This is a genomic window from Psychrobacter sp. TWP2-1-2 (assembly GCF_049896785.1).
Lineage (GTDB): Bacteria > Pseudomonadota > Gammaproteobacteria > Pseudomonadales > Moraxellaceae > Psychrobacter.
The window spans coordinates 16961-38859 of record NZ_JAFCVA010000011.1; the positions used below are offsets into that span (position 1 = coordinate 16961).

Genomic DNA, 21899 nt, shown 5'->3' on the forward strand with positions numbered 1-21899 from the left:
AAAAATACCATCTGAATGAAAATAACAGAGCATATAAGTTAGCTGAACTATTGTCGAATTCGAGATTTTAACAGAACCTTATTTCAAATGCACTCTTTTTTAATGACGCTTACAGTGCTTTTTATCGTACAAAAAAACGCACCTCGAAGGGTGCGTTTTTTAGTTATCATACTGCTAATCAAAAACTTAGAATTTTAGCTGAGCACCAACAGTCATAAGATCTGCGTCGCTACCTAACATGTCATATTCAGCTTCAACACTGAAGTTTGGGTTAACCGAATAACCAAGGCCTACACCACCTGCAAGGCTGGTATCGTCGTTAGAAATGGTTTTTCTGTTAGAGTCTTCGACGATATAGTTACCTTCGATTTCAGTCTTAGCAACACCTAATTTACCTTTGGCATATAGCGCAGTATTTGGGAACTGATAACGATAAGTACCATACGCGCCATAGCTCTTGGCATCGATATCACCGTTGTAATAATCGGCATCGCCTGAACCTACATATTCTGCTTCGATACCAAAGTTAGGATCAAAGTTGTAACCACCATAGACACCATAAGCAGTTGGCTTGTCAGCACCGTTTACATCTAAGTCAAATTGACCGACTTTTACACCAACGTATGGCTGACCAGTGTAACCATTGCCATAAGATACGGCAGCTTGTGCACCCATGCTTAATAAAGAACCAGCCGCTAATGCAAGTAACGTTTTTTGTAAAGTTTTCATAGTATTCCCCTAGGGTTATATTTTTAATTATTTGTCTATAATGTATTTGGAGGAGAAAAAATTATTATTGCCATCTTCTCTCACTCGTTTAGCTGATAAATCGTTTTGGCTTTAGAACTTCAACTGAGCGCCAACAGTAAGTAGCTTGGCATCGACATCACTGTCCATCATTGAGTATTCAGCTTCGACACCAAAGTTAGGGTTCACTGAGTAACCAAGACCTACACCACCAGCAAGACCTGTGTCGCTGCTAGAGTTCGAAACTTTAACTGGACCAACGGTGTAATCACCTTCTACTTCAGTTTTAGCAACCCCTAGCTTACCTTTAGCGTATAAGCCAGTGTTTGGGAACTGGTAGCGTGCAGTACCGTATGCGCCATAAGTTTTGGCATCAAGATCACCGTTTCTGTAATCAGCATCATCTGAACCTACATACTCTGCTTCAACACCAAAGTTTTGATCGAAGTTATAACCACCGTAGACACCATAAGCAGTTGGATCGTCTGCATTGTCGATATCTAGATCAAACTGACCGACTTTGACGCCGACATAAGGCTGACCAGTGTAACCGTTGCTATAAGAAGTAGCGGCCTGTGCGCCAACAGTTAACAAAGAACCAGCTGCTAGTGCAAGTAGCGTTTTTTGTAGAGTTTTCATTATTAGCTCCTTAAAATCAATTTGGACAAACAAGTTATCTATTTATATTGGCTTTTATAGCCCTATCGCCTTGTTTGCTAACGATGGGTATATAGTAACAAACTATTTCAAGTCGTCTGTCAGTGTTTGATGGTATGAGAGTTAAGATTTGCAAGTATTTATCAGTGCTTGGGTTACAAAGGCAAAGATATGAAATCTTTTGTTACAACCACTGAGTTTATGCAATAATCCCTACTCATTTCATCGCCTTTCTAGCAGAAATAAGCATAAAACAATAAGAGAAACCGAATATTTTGAGGTAAAAATAATGACTGGACGTATAACTAGCCGCCTACAAGAAGCGCTTACAGTACTCAAAGCCACCCAACAATATCGTCAATTACCCAATCTCCAACATCATGGGCAATACGTTATTAGCGAGGGTAAAACCTTACTCAATATCGCCAGTAACGATTATTTGGGCTTAGGCGGCGACACCGAATTACAAAACGAATTTCTCAGTCAACTAACACCGCTATCAGTCGCACAAATACCTAAAATGAGTGCGACGTCCTCACGCTTGCTCACTGGAAATGATGTACAGCTACAAGCGCTAGAGTCTGAGTTGCAGGAATGGTATCAAACCGCTGTTGGCAAACGTGATATCTCTGCTTCAAAATCGGTATTGGTATTGAATAGCGGCTATCATGCCAATCTTGGTATATTGCCAGCCCTGACAACCTTGCCAGTCAAAACACTTATTCTGGCTGACAAACTGGTACATGCCAGCATTATCGATGGGTTGCGGTTGAGCCAAAGCAAACTTGTCAGCTATCGTCGTTATCGTCACAATGATTATGAACATTTGGCGACGTTTATTGAGCAAGCAGCGCCAGACATTGAGCGCATCATTATTGTCACTGAGAGCATCTTTAGTATGGATGGTGATCGTGCGGATTTATGTCAACTGGTACAATTAAAGGCTAGCGATGCTCGTATCGAACTGTATGTCGATGAGGCTCATGCCATCGGTGTATTAGGTCATACAGGATTGGGGCTAGCGGAAGAAACACAGACATTGGCTGATATTGACTATTTGGTCGGTACTTTCGGTAAAGCGTTTGCCTCGGTAGGTGCTTATATCATGTGCGATGATGTCGTCAAGCAATGGCTAATTAACCGTATGCGTCCACTCATTTTTAGTACTACATTACCCCCTATCAATCACGCATGGACGCGATTTATTTTAGCAAAAATGCCAATGCTAAATAATCAACGGGCGCATTTAGCGAGGTTATCTACCAAGCTTAGTCAAGCCATCGACCCAAGATACCGTGTGTCCCAGAACATCCAGCATCCACACTATGAATCACCAATTGTGCCTTACATCTTGGGTGACAATGCCAGCACGCTTGCCAAAGCACAACAATTGCAAGCAGCAGGTTTTTACGCCCTGCCTATCAGGCCACCCACTGTGCCTGCAAACACCGCTCGTATCCGTTTGGTGATGAATGCCAAGCTGACAGATGAAGACTGCGAACAATTGATAAGACAATTATAACGCTGTTGTTATACATCAGCGACGTCAGTCCTGCTATCGATTGATAATTGGCTCACTTGGATATAATAAACCGTATGAAAACACTCACCACGCCTGATAACTTTAGCACCAGAAAACAAACCATCGCTCGTCATTTTGCCAATGCCAGCGACTATGATCAGCATGCCAATATTCAGCAGCAAGTATGTCAATATTTAATAGACAAACTCACTCACACTGAACACGATAGTGTGCTTGAAGTCGGTGCAGGAACTGGTCAAATGACCCGCCTACTCGCAGCACACATTCAAAGTCAATATTGGCTAATCAATGAATTATGCGCTGAACAAGCGGCTACTTTACAGTCCATAATGCCCAATGCTGACATAGCAATTGGCGATGCTGAAACGATGAACTTTGAGGATGAGCATAGCTTGATAATCAGTGCCAATGCAGTGCAATGGTTTGATGATCCCTTAAACTTTGTTGCGCAATCATCACGCCGTTTGCGAGCTGGAGGTCAACTGCTGTTTAACACTTTTACGCCAAATAACTTTTGGCAAATTAAAAGTTTGACCGGTCAAGGACTCTATTACCCAGATATCGACGAGTGGCAGTTGGCACTGATTAGTGCGGGTTTTGAGAAAATTGAACTGTCCACTCAGCGTTTCGAGTTACCGTTTGCCAGTCCCTACGCTATCTTAAAACATATGAAGTTGACCGGCGTATCGACCAATCAGACGCAAGTAAAAGCCAACAGCACCCAGCCCTTTATGTGGACCAAGGCACGCTTGCAACAGTTTGAGTCTGATTATTGGCAACATTTTTCGGCGCAAGATGACGACGGTCAGCCTATCGTTCATTTGACTTATGAAGTACTGATAGTGAGTGCCTTTAAATCATAAAGACAAGATATAGAGTGGTAGGATATTTCTTATAAATAACAGCCATAAAAAAACGCATCCCGAAGGATGCGTTTTTTGTTTTAACTGCGTTTAGTTACTAAATCACAATTATTTTTTGTCTTCGTCTACTTCAGTAAACTCAGCATCAACGACGTCATCATCAGCTTGGTTGCTATCTGCTGCATTGTCCGCGCCTTGTTGGAACTGGCTTGGATCCATGCCCTCGCTACCTGCGCCTGCATCAGCATAAATCTTCTGACTAACTGGCAAGAAGGCATTGTCTAATGCTTCAAGCTTGGCTTTGATGTCATCATGATCATCTTCTTTCATCACCGCTTCAAGCTCAGTGATAGCAGCTTCTACTGTTGATTTTTCTTCAGCAGTTACCTTATCTTCAGCATCTTTTAACGCTTTTTGTACCGCATGAATACGACCATCTGCTTCGTTACGAACTTGCGCTAAGTTAGCGAATTTTTCGTCTTCTGCAGCATTGGCTTCTGCATCACGAACCATTTGCTCGATTTCTTCATCCGTCAAGCCAGAATCTGCTTTGATCTGGATGCTTTGCGCTTTACCCGTACCTTTGTCAGTTGCTGAGATATTCATGATACCGTCAGCATTGATGTCAAAAGTAACTTCAATTTGCGGTAGACCACGTGGTGCTGGTGGAATATCCGTCAAATCAAAACGACCAAGCTGTTTATTTTGGTTAGCGATTTTGCGCTCACCTTGATAAACCTGGATGGTCACAGCTGGTTGGTTGTCTTCAGCCGTTGAGAATACCTGTGATTTCTTAGTAGGAATCATGGTGTTTTTCTCAATAACTGGTGTCATGACACCACCCATCGTTTCGATACCAAGCGTTAGTGGCGTCACATCAAGTAGCAATACGTCTGTTTTTTCACCAGACAATACCGCGCCTTGAATCGCAGCCCCTGCCGCTACTGCTTCATCAGGGTTCACATCTTTACGTGGCTCCTGACCGAAGAACTCTTGTACTTTTTGCTGTACCAGTGGCATACGAGTCTGACCACCAACTAAGATAACATCATCGATGTCACCAATTTTTATGCCAGCATCTTCAAGCGCAATCTTACAAGGACCCATGGTACGTTGTACCAACTCTTCAGTTAAGCTCTCAAGTTTTGAGCGACTGATAGTGACCACCAAATGCTTAGGACCATTGCTGTCTGCAGTAATATAAGGCAAGTTCACTTCAGTACTTTGGGCACTTGATAACTCAATTTTCGCTTTTTCTGCCGCTTCTTTTAGACGCTGCATCGCCAATGAGTCACCTTTCAAATTGACATCTTGGTCTTTTTTGAACTCATCAACCAAATAATCAATCAATGCTGAGTCAAAGTCTTCACCACCAAGGAATGTATCACCATTGGTTGCTAAAACTTCAAACTGCTGCTCGCCATCAACGTCAGCGATTTCGATGATTGATACGTCAAAAGTACCACCACCCAAGTCATAAACAGCAACCGTGCTATCGCCTTGCTTCTTGTCCATACCGTACGCAAGAGCCGCAGCTGTTGGTTCGTTGATGATACGTTTTACATCAAGACCTGCAATTTTACCCGCGTCTTTTGTTGCTTGACGTTGTGAGTCATTAAAATAGGCTGGTACGGTTACAACCGCTTCAGTAACAGTTTCACCAAGATAGTCTTCTGCTGTTTTTTTCATTTTTTTCAAGATTTCAGCAGAAACCTGTGGTGGTGCTAATTTTTTACCGTTAATTTCTACCCATGCATCACCGTTATCCGCTTTGGCGATTTTGTAAGGTACCATGCCGATGTCTTTTTGCACGACTTTGTCATCAAAACGACGACCAATCAAACGCTTAATCGCAAACAACGTGTTGTTTGGATTGGTGACCGCTTGACGTTTGGCTGACTGACCCACCAAAATTTCATCGTTTTTATAAGCAACGATAGATGGTGTTGTACGAGTACCTTCAGCATTTTCGATGACTTTGACTTTATCACCTTCCATCACTGCGACACACGAGTTAGTCGTACCTAAATCAATACCAATTACTTTACCCATAATTATTTGCTCCTAATTTGTTTTAAGTATTTATCTATTCAGACCGTGGTTGATCTCTTGTTGCTATATATATCGGTTTACTTATGGATTTTTTCAAGTCAATCATCACGCAAAATTTGTCTTTCGTGTGACTTTTTGTGAAAACCCTTAATAATAGTAGGGTTTAGCACATTAAAAACCCAATTTTTAGTACTACTGCCCAACACGTACCATGGCTGGGCGTAATAAACGACCGTTCAAGCTATAACCTTTTTGTAATACAGTACCGACAGTATCAGCCTCGGCTTCTTCATCAATACCCACCGCTTCATGCAGATCCGCATTGAATTTCTCGCCTTGTGGGTCAACCATTTCGACGCCGTTCTTATTTAATACGTCCAATAACGCTTTGTGCGTCAGTCTCACCCCTTCTGTAACAGGGTCATCGGCATGGGCGCTTTCGATGGCGCGTTCTAAATTATCGACCACTTCTAATAGCTCTTTGGCAAATTTCTGCAAGGCAAAACGCTTACTCTTATCCGCCTCTTGCTCCATGCGTTTTTGTGCATTGTAAGCTTCAGCATTGGCACGGGCGGTGACTTCTTTAGCTTGCTTCACTTCACCTTTTAGCTCAGCGATACGCGCTTTAAAGGTGTCGAGATCGATTTCATTTTCGATGATCATCTCTTCACCTGAGTTATGCTTTGGATCAAACTCTTTCATGGTTTCTTCTAAAATACTGTCACTGTGTTCAATATTGTCATGCGCCACATTTTGCTCAGGCGATTCGTGGTTGGTATTTTGCTCGCTCATGATAGCTCCTTAGAATTTTAATAATGACAATTTATATAAGACGCAACAAGTTCACTATTTGCTAGGGATACTGCGCTCTTATTAAATAATTAACCCGTCTTACACATTGTTGTTATGAGTACCTTCTACTAGCTGTTTGATAAAGGTGATGAAGGTAAATTTCAAGCCTAAGCCAAGGGAATCTTTCTAATTTACAACAAATATTGCCTAAATCTGGATTAAAGTGCTCAAAACAGAATTTCATAGGTGGTAAATGGCTATCCATGCTCGTTAACACAAGCTACAAGAAAGCAGTACTTATTCCAAAAAACTTACCATTGATACATAAGCCATTACCAAACAATACTCAACTTTATTTTTGATTACTCTATTATTGCTACAAATAGTATGGCTCATGTCAAAGTGAACGCTCACATATATGACAACGCATACTGACAATCATTAACGAGAAGTGTTATGTCTAAATCAACCGTGTTATCAATCAACGCGCTATTAAATAAAGCGCTGATGACGATAAAGCTCGCATCAACAGATCGTATAGATAAGGGTATAAGAGAAGAAAATGGCACTCAAGAGAATCGTTTGACCGTCAAACAAAAAGTGCTTAGCTATAACCCGTTGACGACTTGCCAGCCGCATACCTTGCACTATGCCATGAAAGGAGTCGGCTATCTGCCAACGCCACTATTAGAGAGCTTGGTTGGGTATTTAAAAGGACCGACCTCAAAACAATACCTGCACGCCGATGCTCACCTGCGTTTGATTCTCGCTGTGAATAGTAAGCTTAAAACGCCTCTTGAGCTGACACCAATGCATGAGCTGCGCGAAAGGTTCGCCGCTGACGCCGTGGCGATGCAAGCGCCGTACGTATGGCAGCAAACAAGTGACAATGTCATCGGCAACATGAAACGATTTACGAAAAAAAATCAGAAACTTGTGCATTGGGAAGACAAAGTGATTGCCAACGCTGATGATGGCTATATGACCATTCGCTGTTATCAATCAGACGCGAGCTCTCATGGCTTAGGGTTCAAAAAAGCGGATACTCATAATTCTGATGAAACAGTGCTGTTATATTTTCATGGGGGTGGATTTTGTATTGGTGATGTCAATACCCATCATGAATTTTGCCACGCGGTTTGTGAGCAGACGGGCTGGCCGATAGTCAGTGTTGATTATCGCTTAGCACCTGAGCATCCCGCACCAGCCGCATTAAAAGACTGTATTACTGCCTACGCTTGGCTGGCTGAGCATTGCCATACCCTAGGTGCTTTACCCTCGCGAATCGTGCTAGCAGGTGATAGTGCTGGCGGCGGATTGTCCACTTTGATTGCTCAACAACTTACTGCGCCCTCGCAAGTCGCATGGTCAGATCTGGGCATTGCAGGTCAAAAAATGTTCGATTTATTAGAGCGCTTACCAAAGCCGCTTGCACAAATGCCTTTGTATCCTGTGACGGATATCGAAACGGATTATCCAAGTTGGGAGTTATATGGTGAGGGATTATTATTGGATCATGCCGATGTGGCTGTATTTGATGCTGCTTGTTTAGATAACAGCCCCTTGCCACGCCAGCATATCCTTAACTGTCCGATGCTTGGTGATAATAGTAAAGTATGCCCGACTTATATTGTCGCTGCAGAATTAGACGTATTACGTGATGAAGCATTTGCTTATGCAAAGCAGTTAAAGGTGCATGGTATAGCAGTCGAGACTCATACCATTCTGGGTGCGCCGCATGGCTTTATTCATTTTATGAGTATTCATCAAGGTATCAGACAAGAAACAGGCGATATTATTAAAGGGTTTGCGAGTTTTGTGCGTGACGTTATCAATACCCAGTCACAATTAGCGGCATAGTTATCAATACAGTTGTATAAGAGAGTGCCTGTTTACTTATAAAATAGAATGGCACTGCCACTATTTGAACGTTACTTTTTTAAGCATTGTTTTCTTAAATATGACTTGCTTAAACGTTATCTCCAACCTGACCATTCAAAGTGATCAGCCAAATCTCTGAGCGCGAACCCAAGCGAAATGGAATGCCCCAAAAGCCGTAACCAGATGACACCACAAAGTGTCCTTTGCCAATGGCTTCATAGCCATAACCCAAGCGATTGATGGCACTGACAATAAAGTTGGCGGGGAATATTTGACCGTTATGGGTATGCCCTGAGAGCTGTAAATCAATCGGCATTTGGCTGTGCTCAGCAATATCACTTGGTCTATGATCTAGCAGTATCACTGGCTGTGTAGTATCAACTTGAGCCAGTAGATCGGTTGTGGCTACCCGCTGTCTTTTATGGTTATCAAAACGCCCTATCAGCCAGACTGGTTGACCTTCATGCTCGATGCCGATTACTTCATCATTTAACAACTGCACGCCAGCAGCACGCAACGCTTGGACAATCGGCTGCTCATGCCCGTATAAATCATGATTGCCCAATGTCGCATAAACACCATACGGCAAGCTTTTGCATAACTCCGCAAAGTTTTTCGCCATATTATAATCAGTAAATGCTTGCGTATTATCATCCATGATATCGCCCGGCATTAGCAATATATCGGCTGTATTTTTTACCATAAGATGATGCAGTCTATCTATTGCACCACTGCCAAACAGTCTCCCGATATGTAAGTCGCTAGCGACCACAATACGTAAAGGCTTAGCCAAAGGTTTATCAATATTAACAGATAACTCACGTACCACAGGCGCATAAGCACTATATAGGGCATAGAAAAACAACCCGATAAATATTGCCAATGCCAATATGCGCAACCCAAAATCGACGGTAGCCGGTGTAGCGAGCGCATCACCAGTTAGCGATGTGATTAACCAATAGCCACCATAAAATAGGCTGGTAACTAAAGCCGTCAATAGCATGAAATGCATAACTAACATCCAACCACTGATCCAGCGATAGCTATTTTTAAATGCTCTATTGACACTGAGTAGAAGCAAACCGTTGGTAATAACGAATACAATAACCCATACCGAAGTTTGCAAACCTGCTGTCTGCCAAGGCTGTAACCACCATTGCACGCTTAGAGCTGCGCCGACACTAAACAGCTGCAATAGCACAAAAATGGTGATAAAAAATGCGTAGCGCATGAAAAATCCTTGAGTATGATGGCATCAATGCAGTGTATTTTCAGCTGACAAGACGAGCAAAGTAGCTATTAGCCAGCCTAACAGCAAATAAAAACCTCTACTATTTAGATATGGTAGAGGCTTTATCATAGGGGCAACACTGTTTATTTAAATAGCTCATACACCAGACTGCAACGTAATTATCCAAATCTCAGAACGCGTACCCAGTCTAAATGGTACGGGACCAATGCCATAACCAGAGGTCACCAAAAACTGCGTATCGGCTATTTTTTTGCTGCCATAGCTTAACGGTGTCAACCAATCCATCAATAGCGTTAGTGGAAATATCTGCCCACCATGGGTATGCCCAGACAGATGCAAATCGACTGGCAGGGCGCTGACCTCATCCATCGCGCTAGGACGATGTTCCAAAAATATCACTGGTTTTTCTGTGTCTACTTGCGTTAATAATTCCTCGGCTGACAATCTGGTACGATCAATATCATCTGAGCGCCCCACCAGCCATACTGAATCATCTAATAGCACACTCTCATTATCAAGCGCTTTGATGCCCGCCTCTTCCACCGCCTGTGTAATCTGCTGGTCATAACCGAAATAATCGTGATTGCCTAAAGTCGCATAGACGCCAAGCGGTGCCTTTAGCTTTAATAGCTGCTCATGCATATTGGTATTATCGTAAGCAATCGTATTATCATTCATAATGTCACCAGCGATAACCAAGACATCAGGATGTTGCGCATCGATAAGGCTTACCATTTTCTTTATCTGTCGATTGCCAAACCATCTACCCAGATGCGTATCAGAGACAAGCGCGATATCCATTGGTTTAGCCAGCGGTTTGTCAATCGTAACAGTTAGACGATGTACGACAGGTGAATAAGCATTGAATACCGCTAAGCTAACAATGGCGACATAAACTGTAATGGCAAAGGTGCGCAAGAGTATTGGACGAGATTTCCGCTTAAAGAGCTGATAAACGAATAGCGCAACTACAGCGGTTATCAAACCCGCATAAAGCATAAAACCTTGCAAAATACTAACGACCAGATAAACGTGAAAGCGCTCACCGCAAAACTCAGTCAAACCATAAATGAGAGCACTATTATTAATAATAAAGACAGCAGCTATCAGCACAGCTTTGGCGGCAGTCGTTTTTGGCTTTATTAACCAGTAAATAAGAACGGTGGTCATAACAGCTAGCAACTGAGTAAAAACGATGAAGAACCACATAGTAAGGTCTAATCAGATAGAGATAACGCCATCTTACGTGAAAAATTTGATGCTCTGGATATAGCCTCCTTTTTTCCACGAAAACTTCATATGCTTTACGTCTAGAGTGCTGTTGCCACAAAAATAAATGGTTGCCAATAAACGTACTTTAACGTGTATTTGGTGCTATTTTGCAAACGCCGTTTTCACAAGCCTGCATCAGCGCTTTGCCATAGAGCAGCTTGGTCACCCAATTCGGAATTCTATAGCGATTGCGCGCGACATACGGATAAGCGAAGTCGCCAAGTTGTTTGACCACTGGCAAAAATAACAACGTTGACAATTTCACGCTGCCCGTTCTGTAGAGCAGCCGCACGGCATCCATGTGAGTATACCAATTGCCGTAGCTGTCTTGCACACACATATAAGTCATCGCATCCTTACGGCTGAATCCTGCGACTGCCAACTCATCAACCCCCTCGTCTACAGGAACTAAGTGTATCTTTTCCGGTTGACGTTTTTTCATATTATGCGCCTCGGTGCTACATATCACGCACGCATCATCGTAGTACATGGTAATGGACAAATTCGCTTGCTCTCTATAGCTGTTGATATGGTTTTGGATAATCATCTTACGACTCCTTTATGAGTGATATCTCAGTATCAAGACTATTAGATTTTTGAGTCACACTAGATTCTTGGTACTGATTGGCTGGGGCTAAAAAGGGAATGACTGGCTGCTGCGTCCACTGCGGCGCAGCACTGTCTAAGCGCTTGGCCAGTACCGGTAAATGATTGGTCGGCACCGCTGGAAACAAATGATGCTCGATGTGATAGAGCAAGTTAAAAGTCAGTAAATTAATCAATGGATGGCGCTCACTGCGGGCATATACCACGTCATCACAACCATGATGGACGCTCCATACGGCAAAAAACCCAACCATCGTATTGGCCAATATCATTACCAATACGTGATACATCAAAACTGGATGCATCGTGATAAAAGCGGTGGCAATCACTGCGCAAATGAGCAATAGATCAAAGCCAACGAGCATACGATTGCGGCGGCTACCATGCGTCAAGCCAAACCATTGAATCATAATCGAAAATAGCCCACCGCCTAATATCGCCTGATACCAAGGCAGACGAGCCCAATTACCCTCGACATCGCTGTCACCCAGTGGATCTCTATGATGGTTAAGATGAGTATGCCGAATAGCATGCGTGCTACAGAGCATCGTGATACTGAGAAGAAACAGCATGAGCTCTGTGGCGACTTTACTCACTTACTCACCCCTAAAGTGCGGTGATAGCAATCATGCGCTTGTCTCAGTGCGGCAGTAAAAAAGAAAAATGTCGCCACAAGTGCAAGCAACCACCACCCTTGCCACGCGCTCCACCATGACAATAATAAAAATGGTAACGATAAAAAGATATTGTAAACGGTCTCAGTGGGCTTGAGCTGACGCAAATCTTGCCATTCAATATTGGCTAACGAAGGATGACGCATGATGTTCTCCTTGCTTAGTGATAAGCAGTAGCTGTCTTGCTGGCGCGACCACTTAATTTAATCGGCTGTTTTAATTTACTTTATTTCTGTCAATAATGAAATTTAAAGTTAAATTTTATTTGTGTTTAGGTAATGCGATAAGACCTGTAATCACAGCGCTGGCTCCACCTATCAAGCTAAGAACCAATCCAAATATTATTTTCTCTAAAAAAACATCTGTTGCTATAATCCAAACTGAAAATATAAAAGTACTAAAGAATCCAATGAAGAATAACGGTACTATTTTTAGTATGGAGTCAAAGACTATCTTCAACTTACATATAGTTAATCCAGCTACTAACGTAGGGAGCAAACCAAAAAAGAATCCGCCTACAATAGAAGCTAATAGCATTTTGAAAATATCTGTTAACTCTTGCCTAAAAATATTACCGTCAATTACAAGCATCACAATCATATATAAGCAGACAATCAGACCACCTATCGCACCTCCCAACAATCCATAAGTTCCTATTACCTTAGCTTTAGGATAGCTGGATGCTGTGGCTGTAGCGCTAATCTCAATATCACTCATACACACCTCTATTTAGGTTTCACATGAAACAAAGCATCATGTAAATAATAATGATGTTTCACATGAAACAGTCGCTTAATGATTTACGAACTCTGCTCTTCTAAAGCTTGCTTCAGTGTTGGCTGTTTAAAATCATAACCTGCGTCCTGTAATGCTTGAGGCAATACCTTTTGTCCATCTATTAGTAGCGTCGACATCTCACCAAATATTAGCTTAAGCAGAAAATTGGGTAAAGTAAAAAAGGTGGGCCGGTGTAGCCATGCTCCAAGCGTTTTGGTAAAAGTATGATTGGTCACTGGATTAGGCGCAGTGAGGTTATAAACCAGCACTGGCGTATCATTGATAGTTTCTAACGAGTGCTCATCGGTAGTCTGAGTGTCCGCATAATTAGCAAGATGCTTTTCAATGATGAATATCACCGCCCCAACCCAGTCTTCACGACTGATCCAGCTCATGATTTGTTTGCCATCACCTAACTGCCCACCAACACCCATTTTAAATGGGGTTAATAACTTACCAAGCATGCCGCCTTCAGGATGAATCACCACACCGGTTCGCACGATAGCCACAGGTACGCCATATTCCGTTGCTGTCAAAGTTAGCTGTTCCCATTGTTCACATAATTGATGGGCAAAATCAGTTTCAAAATTACTGATTTCGGTAAGAGGTTTATCGCCTTGTGCGCCATACCAGCCAATCGCAGAGCCGCTGACCATTAGCTTGGGCTTAATACTGGTGCGCTTAATAAATGCCAATAAGGATTCGGTAGGCTTGATACGGCTGGCGAGCAACTGCTCTTTGCGCGCATCGCTCCAGCGCGAGTCAGCAATGCCTGCGCCTGCTAGGTTTAAGATAACATCAAAGCTTTTATCCGAACTCGCTAGCTCATCGTAGGTCATCATGCTGATCGCGTCAGGATGCGTTTGGCTGTTATCGCGTGTTAGCCATGTAATGTGTAAGTCCTTATCCTGCGTACGATAGCGTTTGATAAGCTCGTCACTAAAAGCACTGCCTAAAAAGCCTGAGCCACCACTGATTAAAATATTCATGTCCTACTCCCTATATTTTTCGCTTATCGTTTAGTAAAACTTAATCCGTCATAGCCATCGTCTACTTTTTTAGTACTAATATCAAAATGACTTTTACGTACTTTTGGTAAAGCAATGCGGCTGGCAATCGCTGAATTGATTGCGCCAAACAATCCTATACCAATCATAAAGGCCAATAGCACGCCAACCTCTATCCATGAGTTGATGCCTAGATATAGGATGATTGCACCCATATAACCTGCTGACGTTATAAACCCCACTAAAAATGTCGTGCGTAGACTCTTATGATCACCGCGCCATATATTCTTATAAGCGACGATAACACCCGTTAATAAAGCAGGAATAAAACCAAGCAGACCAACATAGAGTAATGGCTGGTAACCAATTTGGGCAAAATCCGCATTCCTAAAAATGAACAATAGAGCCAGCTCTGCAATCAATCCACCAATCATACTACCAAGCCCTGCAAACAAAATAATCACTTGTAGATAAGGATACACACCTAACTCATTATTCGTTTTCATTCTATTTATTCCATTAACATTCGTCGTTAATTAAGTATAAATATGGCGTTGCCAAAGCCAATGAAATTCCTGTGGATAATTGGTGGATAAGTATCTTGATTTTATTTAGCCTACTGATTAAGCAAAACGCTTACGAATAGGACAGTCACTATCATTATTATTTTGAGATTTATTCTTTAATTTGTTCCAACGATGATTAATAAAATCTATGACGTTAACCATACTTGGCAATACATGTGCTTTGGTCAGATGTGGCGCTGCTGCATCTAAACGCTTGGCAAGCTCAGCTAAATGATTGGATGGCACAGCAGGAAAGAGATGATGCTCTACGTGATAAAGCAAATTAAAGGTCAGCAAGTTGACCAAAAGATTGCGCTCAGTTCGGGCGATTGTCTCATCACAATCATGGTGTACGCCCCACACCGCAATGATGCCAACACTGGCATTGGCCAACATCATGGTCAGTAGATGATACATCAATACTTGCGCTAATATCGTGAAAGTAGGAATAGTAAAGGCGGTCAATATAAGGGCAACTATGATGACTAAACCAATCAAAGCAAATTCTAGCCAAGCCAATTTTTGATTGCGACGGCTGCTGAGACGCAGTCCTTGGCGATAAATATCGAGTCGATAAGTTATCCCGCCGAGCAGCGCTTGCCACCATGAGCCTTTTGCTAGACTGCCTTCAATATCACTATCGCCCAATGGGTCACGATGATGCGCCATGTGCGTGGCTCGAATGCTGTGCAAACTGGTCATTAATAGTACGCTGAGCAATAATAATATGGCGGTGGTCGTACGTTTTCCTGTACCCAAACTATGATGATAGCCATCGTGCGCTTGGCGAAAAGCGGCAGCAAAGAATAAATAAGAAGCCCCGCATGCTAAGACATACCAAGAGTGGCTGGCGAACCACCATGACAACAATAAAAACGGATAAGGCAAAATAACGTTGTAAGCGATTTGACCGCGCGTTAACCGGCGCAAGTCTTGCCACTCGACTGCAGTAATAGCCTTTTTAACAGCTTGCTCTTTATTAGCGTGTGTTTGATTGAGTGTCATTTTACACATCCATTTGTCAGTGCTATTTTTGGTTGCTGCTACTTTTACTGAAACTTATCTCACTTAAACTTAACTGGCTTTTATAGTTATTACATATATTTCTGTCAAAAAAGAAATTATATCGCAAATTTTTTATGTTAAATTACACCGCTAACTATTAACGTAAGACCTTTTTAATACTAGCGCCCAGTTTTAGGACTTTTTTGAGGATGCTTGTGGGCAGTTTAAGCATCTCAGATGACCATGTGGTTAGGGTACTAACGAATTCTTGGGTATCACGAATACGTGACTTTACCTCATTATTTTCATGTTCAAATTCAGGACTGTCCATCAATTCTTGTAAAAACTGTACTGTTGGCTCAAGCTCACGCTTTTGTCGTTCAACCACGATGATGCGTGCCAGCTCCCAAACGTCAGTATTGGTCGTGAAGTGATCGCGACGATCGCCTAATATGGAAACCTTTTGTACTAAGCCCCAATGCTGCAACTCTTTAATACTGTTTGAGACGTTAGAGCGAGCAACACCAAGTGTTTCGGTGATTTCTTCAGCATTTAATGGCTTACCAATGATGAATAACAACGCATGAATCTGTGACATGGTGCGATTAACACCCCACTGCGAGCCCATTTCACCCCAATGTAAAATAAATTTTTCGGTCACAGGATTCAGTTTCATGATTAATATGTACTCTACTTTATAAGTTTTGGTTATTTATTGACTTATCTTGCGCTATTCTTTTATTTCTGTCAATAGTGAAATCAATAGATGACACTCATCACTTGTTTGACTGTCATGCGCTAACGAATCACTAAACCCGTGGTTGCGTCACGAATTTGGCTCGGTAAAGTATAGCCTAGAGTGTCAGCCTGCAAGTAGCTGATTTGCTCGCCAAAATATCCATAAGCATCAGTGAAAGTCATAGCAGGCGGTTGCCCTGATGGATTACAGCTTGTGGAAACCAATAGTCCAAATGGGTTTTGAACGTCGACCAGTTGTTGGCACAATTGACGAATCATAGGATGCGCAATAACTCTAACCGCCACTGTTTGATGCTGCCCTGTGATCCAACGAGGGATAGTCTTTTCAAGTGTCTGAGGGATAGGCAGTAGCCATGTATGGGCTTGCTTACCTTGTAGGGCTATACTGTCAGTATCTGCCTGCCAACTCTTGATGATTTGTTGGCGCTGACCTTCTTCTAGAGGCTCTAGTAACGGCATTAAACGCTCAGCGCTGTCAGTAATGACGATCATGCCTTTGGCTTGTGGACGCTGTTTAATAGATAAAATACGTTGAACGGCTGCTTCATCATAAGCGTCACAACCAATACCCCAAACGCTTTCGGTGGGATAAGCAAGTAGCTGTCCTTCTTTAAGCCATTTGGCAGCTTGAATGACAGAGTCAGTAGTAAAAGATGTGGATTTTTCCATGGCTTGAAGGCTTCAAAAAGGTAGAAATTTAAGCACTCATCATAACATAAGACTAGGGCGTGTCCTCAATTCAATCGATAGTTATCTAAATGGGTTAAAAATGGCTAAATCTTGCCAAACGGCGTCAAATAGCTGACTAATATCTCGATATTATCTGCGCTATTTTCCTTGTTTGACTGCAATTTATCTCATTTTTATCGCCATTTTTAAAATGAGGACACGCCCTAAGAAAAATTAGGGCAGCGAAGTTTAAAGCGACCTTATTAGCAGCTACCTAGGACGTGTCATCGATTAGCACATTAGTACGTTTAGTGGTCTTAAAATGGCTAAATTTTGCTAAATATCGTCAGCAATTTTGTCAATATGTTCATACTAACGGCAATTGCTTCCTTGTTTATCTACAATTTTTCTCATTTTAAGCCTCACAATCTAATTGATGAAACGCCCTAGATTGTACTGTCGTCAATCACTTGGCAGTAGATAAGTGAAAAGCCTAAAGCGATAGAAAGTACGATTTTAGACGCGCAAATACCGTCCACCTTGCACACTAATGATGCCTAATAATTCAAGCTCCATTAACTGTCCAATCAACTGCGGTGTGGCAAGTTTGGTAGCGATAATCAGCGCATCTAAATCCTGCCCGTGCCAATCAAGCTGCTCATACACAAGCATCAAATGCTCTGGTACGACGATAGGGCTAGGAGCAGATTTGATATTAGAGGGTATTGGATGGTTAGACATTACAGCGATGTTTTTATCTTTATTTGTATGTTTAGTAGCTTTGCTATTATTCGTTTGAGAGCCATTAGATTCGATAATATCTATACCACTATCCACAGTATCTTTTGATTTATGAGTATAACTTTCATGACCCAACTGAGCATTGACGTCTTCTAGCACTTGCTGTGGATGATAAATTAAGGTCGCGCCTTCACGTATCAAATGATGACAGCCTTCAGCATTGCTATTATCAATATGACTTGGAATCGCAAAAACTTGTTTGCCCTGCTCGGAGGTTAAACGCGCAGTAATCAGCGAACCACTCTGAATGGTCGCCTCCGTCACAATTGTTGCTAAGCTCAATCCAGCGACCAAACGATTACGCCGTGGAAACGTATGCTTATGTGGCATTGTATGCGGCAACAGCTCACTAATAATACAGCCGCCTTGCTCAATTATTTGGGCAAACAATTTATCATGATGATTGGGATAATTGACCTCAATACCCGTACCCATTACCCCAATCGTTCGACCTTGATATTCAGTATCCGCCTGTGCTAACGCGCCTAGATGTGCTCGCTTATCGACACCCATGGCAAGACCGCTGGTAATGATATAACCAGCTTGCGCCAAATATTGTGCGATATCAAAGGTGATTTTTTGGGCATGGGCAGTGGGTTTTCGGCTACCGACGATCGCGATTTGCGCTTGACGCAAACGCGCTTTATTGCCTCGGTAAAATAATAAAGGCGGTGGGTCATAGATTTGCGAGAGCTGTGCGGGATAATCAAGCTGGTCAGCAAATAGCAGACCATAGCGCCCTTCGATGAGCGCTTGCTGAATGTTATTGATACTGGCTTGCGTATGCTCTGGCTGTTCATGACGGGCAAGATGGCTATGATGAATACCCAATTGCCGCCAAGCATCTACTTTGGCGTACCAAGCAAGCTCTGCTGTGCCAAAAGAAGTAATGAGCTTATGATAAGCAGATAATGATGCATTCACCTCATTCCACAGCGCCAGTACTGCGCGCTGCTCATCTGATAAAGAAGAAGTAACTGCCATCATAATCATCTAGCTCGTATAGGCTAAGTTAGTGTGTCCCGTTCAAAAATAAGCATGTTCTCACTTATAGTGTACTCATTTATAGATATGGCGGTGGTAACAGCTGGTCGCCGACGTTCAATGGTAGCTCTGAATCAAGCACATAAGCATAGCTAATATTATCGAAAGTATTGAATACCATGACCATACCGCTTGGCTCATTTGGTAAGCGTACTGGCGTGTCATTGTCTTTGGTATCGCGGATCAAAGCCCCTTTTTGATAGACAGTCAATACATCACCAGGCTTAGCACCATGGGTACTACCTAAGTTGATAGCAACGACACTACCCTTCGCCGCTGAGCTGATTGAGTCCATGACTCGGACAATCATGCCACCACGACTGACAATTGCAGGGGCTGGATAAAACACAGGTGGAATAGAGTTATTCAACTCAACGAATACGCGATCACCTTCACGTACTTCTTTGTCGTAACTGTCGGTGAGCTGCAAACTGCTGACGCCGTTGGTTTCTGTCGAAGTAACCAAACCCGTCGCAACTTGCGTGACCTCTAAACCGATAACTTCTTGGGTTTTTGGCTCAACATATAGCTCTCCTTCACGGTAGATACCATAACGCTGACCAACGATCAGTGGCACACCTTTGGCATACACTTTATCGCCACTGGCGGTAATTAAGTTGCCTTTTTTAGAGGCCAATATATAAGGCGTGGTGTTAAAATCTTGTGGATTAACGATGACTGTCTTATCTAACCAGTGTTGAATAGCAGACCACGGAAGCGGTGGAATACTGTTGGCTGTTGAAGTGACTGAGACTGTGCTAGATACCACGTTACCCGTTAACTGCTTTTCAACTCCAGCACAACCTTCGCCAGTATCAACACCAATTAAGGTTTTACCTTGAATCACACATAAGATAAGGATGTCGTTAGGATAAATAAGATTGGGGTTTTTGATTTGCTTATTGGTTGCCCAGATTTCTTTCCAGCGCCACGGACTGTCTAAATAACGTCCTGATATGTCCCACAACGTATCGCCTTTTTTGACGATATAGCGATTGGGCGCATCCGCTTTGATGGCTGGTGGTGGATTGTTAGCGTGGGCAGCACTCATTAGCATTGCACTACTAAATGTCGTGATTAACAGTGCTTTTGCTATCGTTTTTAAGCTCATCTTCATTGTTATATCCACAATATGTACCGCTGTTGTCGCCACAATTAGTACCATTTAGATCTATTACTTAACCTTAATCTTTGACTGTCATTAAAATAGTGACAAGCAATAAGGGTCGTAAAAGGACTTAACCGTACGATTATCATGACGCTTATAGGGCAGCTGTTCAGTGTAATTGGCTGGTATGATTACTAAAAAAGCGTCTAGCAAAATGATGAGTCGCCGACGCTGTTTCTAATATTACAATTATATCTACCATAACACAATCATAAACACTTTATTACAATGGCGTAACTTTTATATGAATATTATTTCTATAGTTCCTCATTGATATTTATAGAGTTCCTCATGAAAATAAGTATTAAAATCCACTCTGATTTATGCTGGATTTGGTATCACATGCTGACGAATTTGCTCAGCGACCAGCTTAGCGCTGTTATCAAGCACCACCACATGCTGCGGTAAGCTCTCCAAGCCTTCGGTATGGGCTGGGCGTGCGATTTCTATCGATCCAATAGCTTCGATGATCGTATCGGCAAATTTCACTGGCAGTGCGGTTTCGGCACAAACAATCACCTCACCTTCGCGCTGTAGCTCTTTGGCAACCTTGATGCCATCAGCAGTGTGCGGATCAACCAACTCTCCATGCTGCTCATAAAGTGTTTTGATAGTATCGAGACGGTCGGCATGAGTAGATTTGCCCGCAGCAAAACCGTAGCGAGTGTTAACCGCCTCCATTAGGTCAGACAAATCAAAACCTTGACCAGATTTCACCCCTTCAAACAATTCATGAACGCGGGCGCTGTCTTTATCTAATAAGAGATAAACAAAACGCTCAAAGTTAGAGGCTTTAGAGATATCCATTGAAGGACTTGAAGTAATATAGGTTTTGGCAGTCGGACGCGGCTGATAAGCACCTTGATTAAAGAAGTCGTTTAAAACGTCGTTTTCATTGGTCGCGACGATTAGACGATCAACTGGCAGCCCCATTTCACGTGCAATGTGACCGGCACAAATATTACCAAAGTTGCCTGATGGCACGCTAAAACTAACCTTTTCGTCGTTACTTGAAGTCACAGCAAAGTAAGCTTTAAAGTAATAAACAATTTGCGCTAGGATACGACCCCAGTTAATAGAATTAACCGTACCTAAATTATAGGCCGCTTTGAACTTAGCATCCTGTTGTAGCGCTTTGACAATATCTTGGCAATCATCAAACATGCCGTCGATGGCGATATTATGAATGTTATCATCGGTCAAGCTATACATCTGCGCGCGCTGGAATTCACTCATTTTGCCGTGCGGTGACAGCATAAAGACTTCTATGTTTTCTTTACCACGCAGGGCATATTCTGCTGCACTGCCTGTATCACCACTGGTCGCACCAATAATGGTGATGCGCGCGTCTTTCTTCTTCAGTACATATTCGAAAGCATTACCCAAAAACTGCATGGCAACATCTTTAAACGCTAACGTCGGACCGTTTGATAATCCTAGAATATATAAATTGTCTTCAAGCTTACGGACAGGAACAATCTCATCAGAGCCAAATACCTCAGCGGTATAAGTGCGCTCAATAATGTCTTGCAAATCAGCCACAGGAATATCAGTGGCAAAGCGCTGCATAATCGCCATAGCCAGCTGTGGATAGCTCAGCGCACGCCATTTAGTAAGCGTCGCACTATCAATGTTTGGATAATGCTCAGGCAACATCAAACCACCATCTGGTGCAAGACCCATTAATAACACATCACTAAAATCCATCGGCGCTGTCTGACCACGGGTACTGATATATTTCATTAGATTGTCCTGTCTACAATG

General features: G+C 42.5%; 21 protein-coding genes. 3 read left to right on the forward strand and 18 right to left on the reverse strand.

Features of this window, described 5'->3' with window-relative positions; translation table 11 throughout:
• Positions 1 to 186: 186 nt before the first annotated feature.
• Both ACP7AE_RS10855 and ACP7AE_RS10860 read right to left on the reverse strand, forming a co-directional pair.
• The gene (locus ACP7AE_RS10855) at positions 187 to 729 is read right to left on the reverse strand and encodes a porin family protein (RefSeq protein WP_045447596.1); all 543 of its coding nucleotides are present in this window, start codon (positions 727 to 729) and stop codon (positions 187 to 189) included.
• A 111-nt stretch (positions 730 to 840) separates the two neighbouring features.
• A complete protein-coding gene (locus ACP7AE_RS10860; protein WP_193008890.1) occupies positions 841 to 1386 on the reverse strand; it encodes a porin family protein in 546 nt (181 codons plus the stop codon).
• A 307-nt stretch (positions 1387 to 1693) separates the two neighbouring features.
• Here ACP7AE_RS10860 and ACP7AE_RS10865 point away from each other — a divergent pair, with 307 nt between their 5' ends.
• Together ACP7AE_RS10865 and ACP7AE_RS10870 are read left to right on the forward strand one after the other, a co-directional pair.
• Positions 1694 to 2926: an 8-amino-7-oxononanoate synthase gene (locus tag ACP7AE_RS10865; RefSeq protein ID WP_426243027.1), complete on the forward strand. Its 1233-nt coding sequence runs from the start codon at positions 1694 to 1696 to the stop codon at positions 2924 to 2926.
• Between the two features lie 74 nt (positions 2927 to 3000).
• Entirely contained in the window at positions 3001 to 3810 is an 810-nt protein-coding gene (locus tag ACP7AE_RS10870) for a methyltransferase domain-containing protein (protein ID WP_238049548.1), read from the forward strand.
• A gap of 108 nt (positions 3811 to 3918) precedes the next feature.
• On the opposite strand, the gene dnaK is transcribed toward ACP7AE_RS10870, so the two are convergent.
• Positions 3919 to 5862: a molecular chaperone DnaK gene (dnaK, locus tag ACP7AE_RS10875; RefSeq protein WP_045453885.1), complete on the reverse strand. Its 1944-nt coding sequence runs from the start codon at positions 5860 to 5862 to the stop codon at positions 3919 to 3921.
• Positions 5863 to 6054: 192 nt separating this feature from the next.
• Complete coding sequence (gene grpE / locus ACP7AE_RS10880; protein ID WP_426243030.1) at positions 6055 to 6654, reverse strand: nucleotide exchange factor GrpE; 600 nt, start codon at positions 6652 to 6654, stop codon at positions 6055 to 6057.
• Between the two features lie 456 nt (positions 6655 to 7110).
• On the opposite strand from grpE, the gene ACP7AE_RS10885 reads away from it, so the two are divergent.
• Positions 7111 to 8514, forward strand: a complete 1404-nt coding sequence (locus ACP7AE_RS10885) for an alpha/beta hydrolase (protein WP_426243032.1) — start codon at positions 7111 to 7113, stop codon at positions 8512 to 8514.
• A gap of 109 nt (positions 8515 to 8623) precedes the next feature.
• Here ACP7AE_RS10885 and ACP7AE_RS10890 read toward each other — a convergent pair whose 3' ends face one another.
• The 14 genes from ACP7AE_RS10890 to thrC form a co-directional block, all read right to left on the reverse strand.
• Positions 8624 to 9766, reverse strand: a complete 1143-nt coding sequence (locus ACP7AE_RS10890) for a metallophosphoesterase (RefSeq protein WP_426243034.1) — start codon at positions 9764 to 9766, stop codon at positions 8624 to 8626.
• Positions 9767 to 9922: 156 nt separating this feature from the next.
• The gene (locus ACP7AE_RS10895) at positions 9923 to 10957 is read right to left on the reverse strand and encodes a metallophosphoesterase (RefSeq protein ID WP_426243036.1); all 1035 of its coding nucleotides are present in this window, start codon (positions 10955 to 10957) and stop codon (positions 9923 to 9925) included.
• A 187-nt stretch (positions 10958 to 11144) separates the two neighbouring features.
• Positions 11145 to 11606, reverse strand: a complete 462-nt coding sequence (locus ACP7AE_RS10900; RefSeq protein WP_060492096.1) for a thiol-disulfide oxidoreductase DCC family protein — start codon at positions 11604 to 11606, stop codon at positions 11145 to 11147.
• A 1-nt stretch (position 11607) separates the two neighbouring features.
• Positions 11608 to 12261: a fatty acid desaturase family protein gene (locus ACP7AE_RS10905; RefSeq protein WP_426243038.1), complete on the reverse strand. Its 654-nt coding sequence runs from the start codon at positions 12259 to 12261 to the stop codon at positions 11608 to 11610.
• Positions 12258 to 12485 carry a hypothetical protein gene (locus ACP7AE_RS10910; RefSeq protein ID WP_426243040.1) on the reverse strand — a complete coding sequence of 76 codons (228 nt, stop codon included), beginning with the start codon at positions 12483 to 12485 and terminating at the stop codon, positions 12258 to 12260. Before ACP7AE_RS10910 ends, ACP7AE_RS10905 begins: the two co-directional genes overlap by 4 nt.
• 115 nt (positions 12486 to 12600) lie before the next feature.
• The gene (locus ACP7AE_RS10915; RefSeq protein ID WP_109592250.1) at positions 12601 to 13056 is read right to left on the reverse strand and encodes a hypothetical protein; all 456 of its coding nucleotides are present in this window, start codon (positions 13054 to 13056) and stop codon (positions 12601 to 12603) included.
• Positions 13057 to 13139: 83 nt separating this feature from the next.
• Positions 13140 to 14105 carry a TIGR01777 family oxidoreductase gene (locus tag ACP7AE_RS10920; RefSeq protein WP_201552194.1) on the reverse strand — a complete coding sequence of 322 codons (966 nt, stop codon included), beginning with the start codon at positions 14103 to 14105 and terminating at the stop codon, positions 13140 to 13142.
• Between the two features lie 23 nt (positions 14106 to 14128).
• Complete coding sequence (locus ACP7AE_RS10925) at positions 14129 to 14629, reverse strand: hypothetical protein (protein WP_426243042.1); 501 nt, start codon at positions 14627 to 14629, stop codon at positions 14129 to 14131.
• Between the two features lie 117 nt (positions 14630 to 14746).
• Positions 14747 to 15694, reverse strand: a complete 948-nt coding sequence (locus ACP7AE_RS10930; protein ID WP_426243044.1) for a fatty acid desaturase family protein — start codon at positions 15692 to 15694, stop codon at positions 14747 to 14749.
• 157 nt (positions 15695 to 15851) lie between these two features.
• Complete coding sequence (locus ACP7AE_RS10935) at positions 15852 to 16370, reverse strand: GbsR/MarR family transcriptional regulator (RefSeq protein ID WP_045447558.1); 519 nt, start codon at positions 16368 to 16370, stop codon at positions 15852 to 15854.
• A 122-nt stretch (positions 16371 to 16492) separates the two neighbouring features.
• Complete coding sequence (locus ACP7AE_RS10940; protein WP_426243046.1) at positions 16493 to 17122, reverse strand: L-threonylcarbamoyladenylate synthase; 630 nt, start codon at positions 17120 to 17122, stop codon at positions 16493 to 16495.
• Positions 17123 to 17638: 516 nt separating this feature from the next.
• Positions 17639 to 18910, reverse strand: a complete 1272-nt coding sequence (gene dprA, locus ACP7AE_RS10945) for a DNA-processing protein DprA (RefSeq protein ID WP_426243048.1) — start codon at positions 18908 to 18910, stop codon at positions 17639 to 17641.
• Positions 18911 to 18986: 76 nt separating this feature from the next.
• Positions 18987 to 20084 carry a LysM peptidoglycan-binding domain-containing protein gene (locus ACP7AE_RS10950; protein ID WP_227690087.1) on the reverse strand — a complete coding sequence of 366 codons (1098 nt, stop codon included), beginning with the start codon at positions 20082 to 20084 and terminating at the stop codon, positions 18987 to 18989.
• Positions 20085 to 20456: 372 nt separating this feature from the next.
• On the reverse strand, positions 20457 to 21878 hold the full coding sequence (thrC, locus tag ACP7AE_RS10955; RefSeq protein WP_426243051.1) for a threonine synthase: 1422 nt from the start codon (positions 21876 to 21878) through the stop codon (positions 20457 to 20459).
• Between the last annotated feature and the right edge of the window lie 21 nt (positions 21879 to 21899).

Excerpts from the sequence above, each read along its gene's own strand:
- ACP7AE_RS10855 (WP_045447596.1), bottom strand. The coding sequence starts at position 729 with ATGAAAACTTTACAAAAAACGTTACTTGCATTAGCGGCTGGTTCTTTA.
- ACP7AE_RS10860 (WP_193008890.1), bottom strand. The coding sequence starts at position 1,386 with ATGAAAACTCTACAAAAAACGCTACTTGCACTAGCAGCTGGTTCTTTG.
- ACP7AE_RS10865 (WP_426243027.1), top strand. The coding sequence starts at position 1,694 with ATGACTGGACGTATAACTAGCCGCCTACAAGAAGCGCTTACAGTACTC.
- ACP7AE_RS10870 (WP_238049548.1), top strand. The coding sequence starts at position 3,001 with ATGAAAACACTCACCACGCCTGATAACTTTAGCACCAGAAAACAAACC.
- dnaK (WP_045453885.1), bottom strand. The coding sequence starts at position 5,862 with ATGGGTAAAGTAATTGGTATTGATTTAGGTACGACTAACTCGTGTGTC.
- grpE (WP_426243030.1), bottom strand. The coding sequence starts at position 6,654 with ATGAGCGAGCAAAATACCAACCACGAATCGCCTGAGCAAAATGTGGCG.
- ACP7AE_RS10885 (WP_426243032.1), top strand. The coding sequence starts at position 7,111 with ATGTCTAAATCAACCGTGTTATCAATCAACGCGCTATTAAATAAAGCG.
- ACP7AE_RS10890 (WP_426243034.1), bottom strand. The coding sequence starts at position 9,766 with ATGCGCTACGCATTTTTTATCACCATTTTTGTGCTATTGCAGCTGTTT.
- ACP7AE_RS10895 (WP_426243036.1), bottom strand. The coding sequence starts at position 10,957 with ATGACCACCGTTCTTATTTACTGGTTAATAAAGCCAAAAACGACTGCC.
- ACP7AE_RS10900 (WP_060492096.1), bottom strand. The coding sequence starts at position 11,606 with ATGATTATCCAAAACCATATCAACAGCTATAGAGAGCAAGCGAATTTG.
- ACP7AE_RS10910 (WP_426243040.1), bottom strand. The coding sequence starts at position 12,485 with ATGCGTCATCCTTCGTTAGCCAATATTGAATGGCAAGATTTGCGTCAG.
- ACP7AE_RS10915 (WP_109592250.1), bottom strand. The coding sequence starts at position 13,056 with ATGAGTGATATTGAGATTAGCGCTACAGCCACAGCATCCAGCTATCCT.
- ACP7AE_RS10920 (WP_201552194.1), bottom strand. The coding sequence starts at position 14,105 with ATGAATATTTTAATCAGTGGTGGCTCAGGCTTTTTAGGCAGTGCTTTT.
- ACP7AE_RS10925 (WP_426243042.1), bottom strand. The coding sequence starts at position 14,629 with ATGAAAACGAATAATGAGTTAGGTGTGTATCCTTATCTACAAGTGATT.
- ACP7AE_RS10930 (WP_426243044.1), bottom strand. The coding sequence starts at position 15,694 with ATGACACTCAATCAAACACACGCTAATAAAGAGCAAGCTGTTAAAAAG.
- ACP7AE_RS10935 (WP_045447558.1), bottom strand. The coding sequence starts at position 16,370 with ATGAAACTGAATCCTGTGACCGAAAAATTTATTTTACATTGGGGTGAA.
- ACP7AE_RS10940 (WP_426243046.1), bottom strand. The coding sequence starts at position 17,122 with ATGGAAAAATCCACATCTTTTACTACTGACTCTGTCATTCAAGCTGCC.
- dprA (WP_426243048.1), bottom strand. The coding sequence starts at position 18,910 with ATGATGGCAGTTACTTCTTCTTTATCAGATGAGCAGCGCGCAGTACTG.
- ACP7AE_RS10950 (WP_227690087.1), bottom strand. The coding sequence starts at position 20,084 with ATGAAGATGAGCTTAAAAACGATAGCAAAAGCACTGTTAATCACGACA.
- thrC (WP_426243051.1), bottom strand. The coding sequence starts at position 21,878 with ATGAAATATATCAGTACCCGTGGTCAGACAGCGCCGATGGATTTTAGT.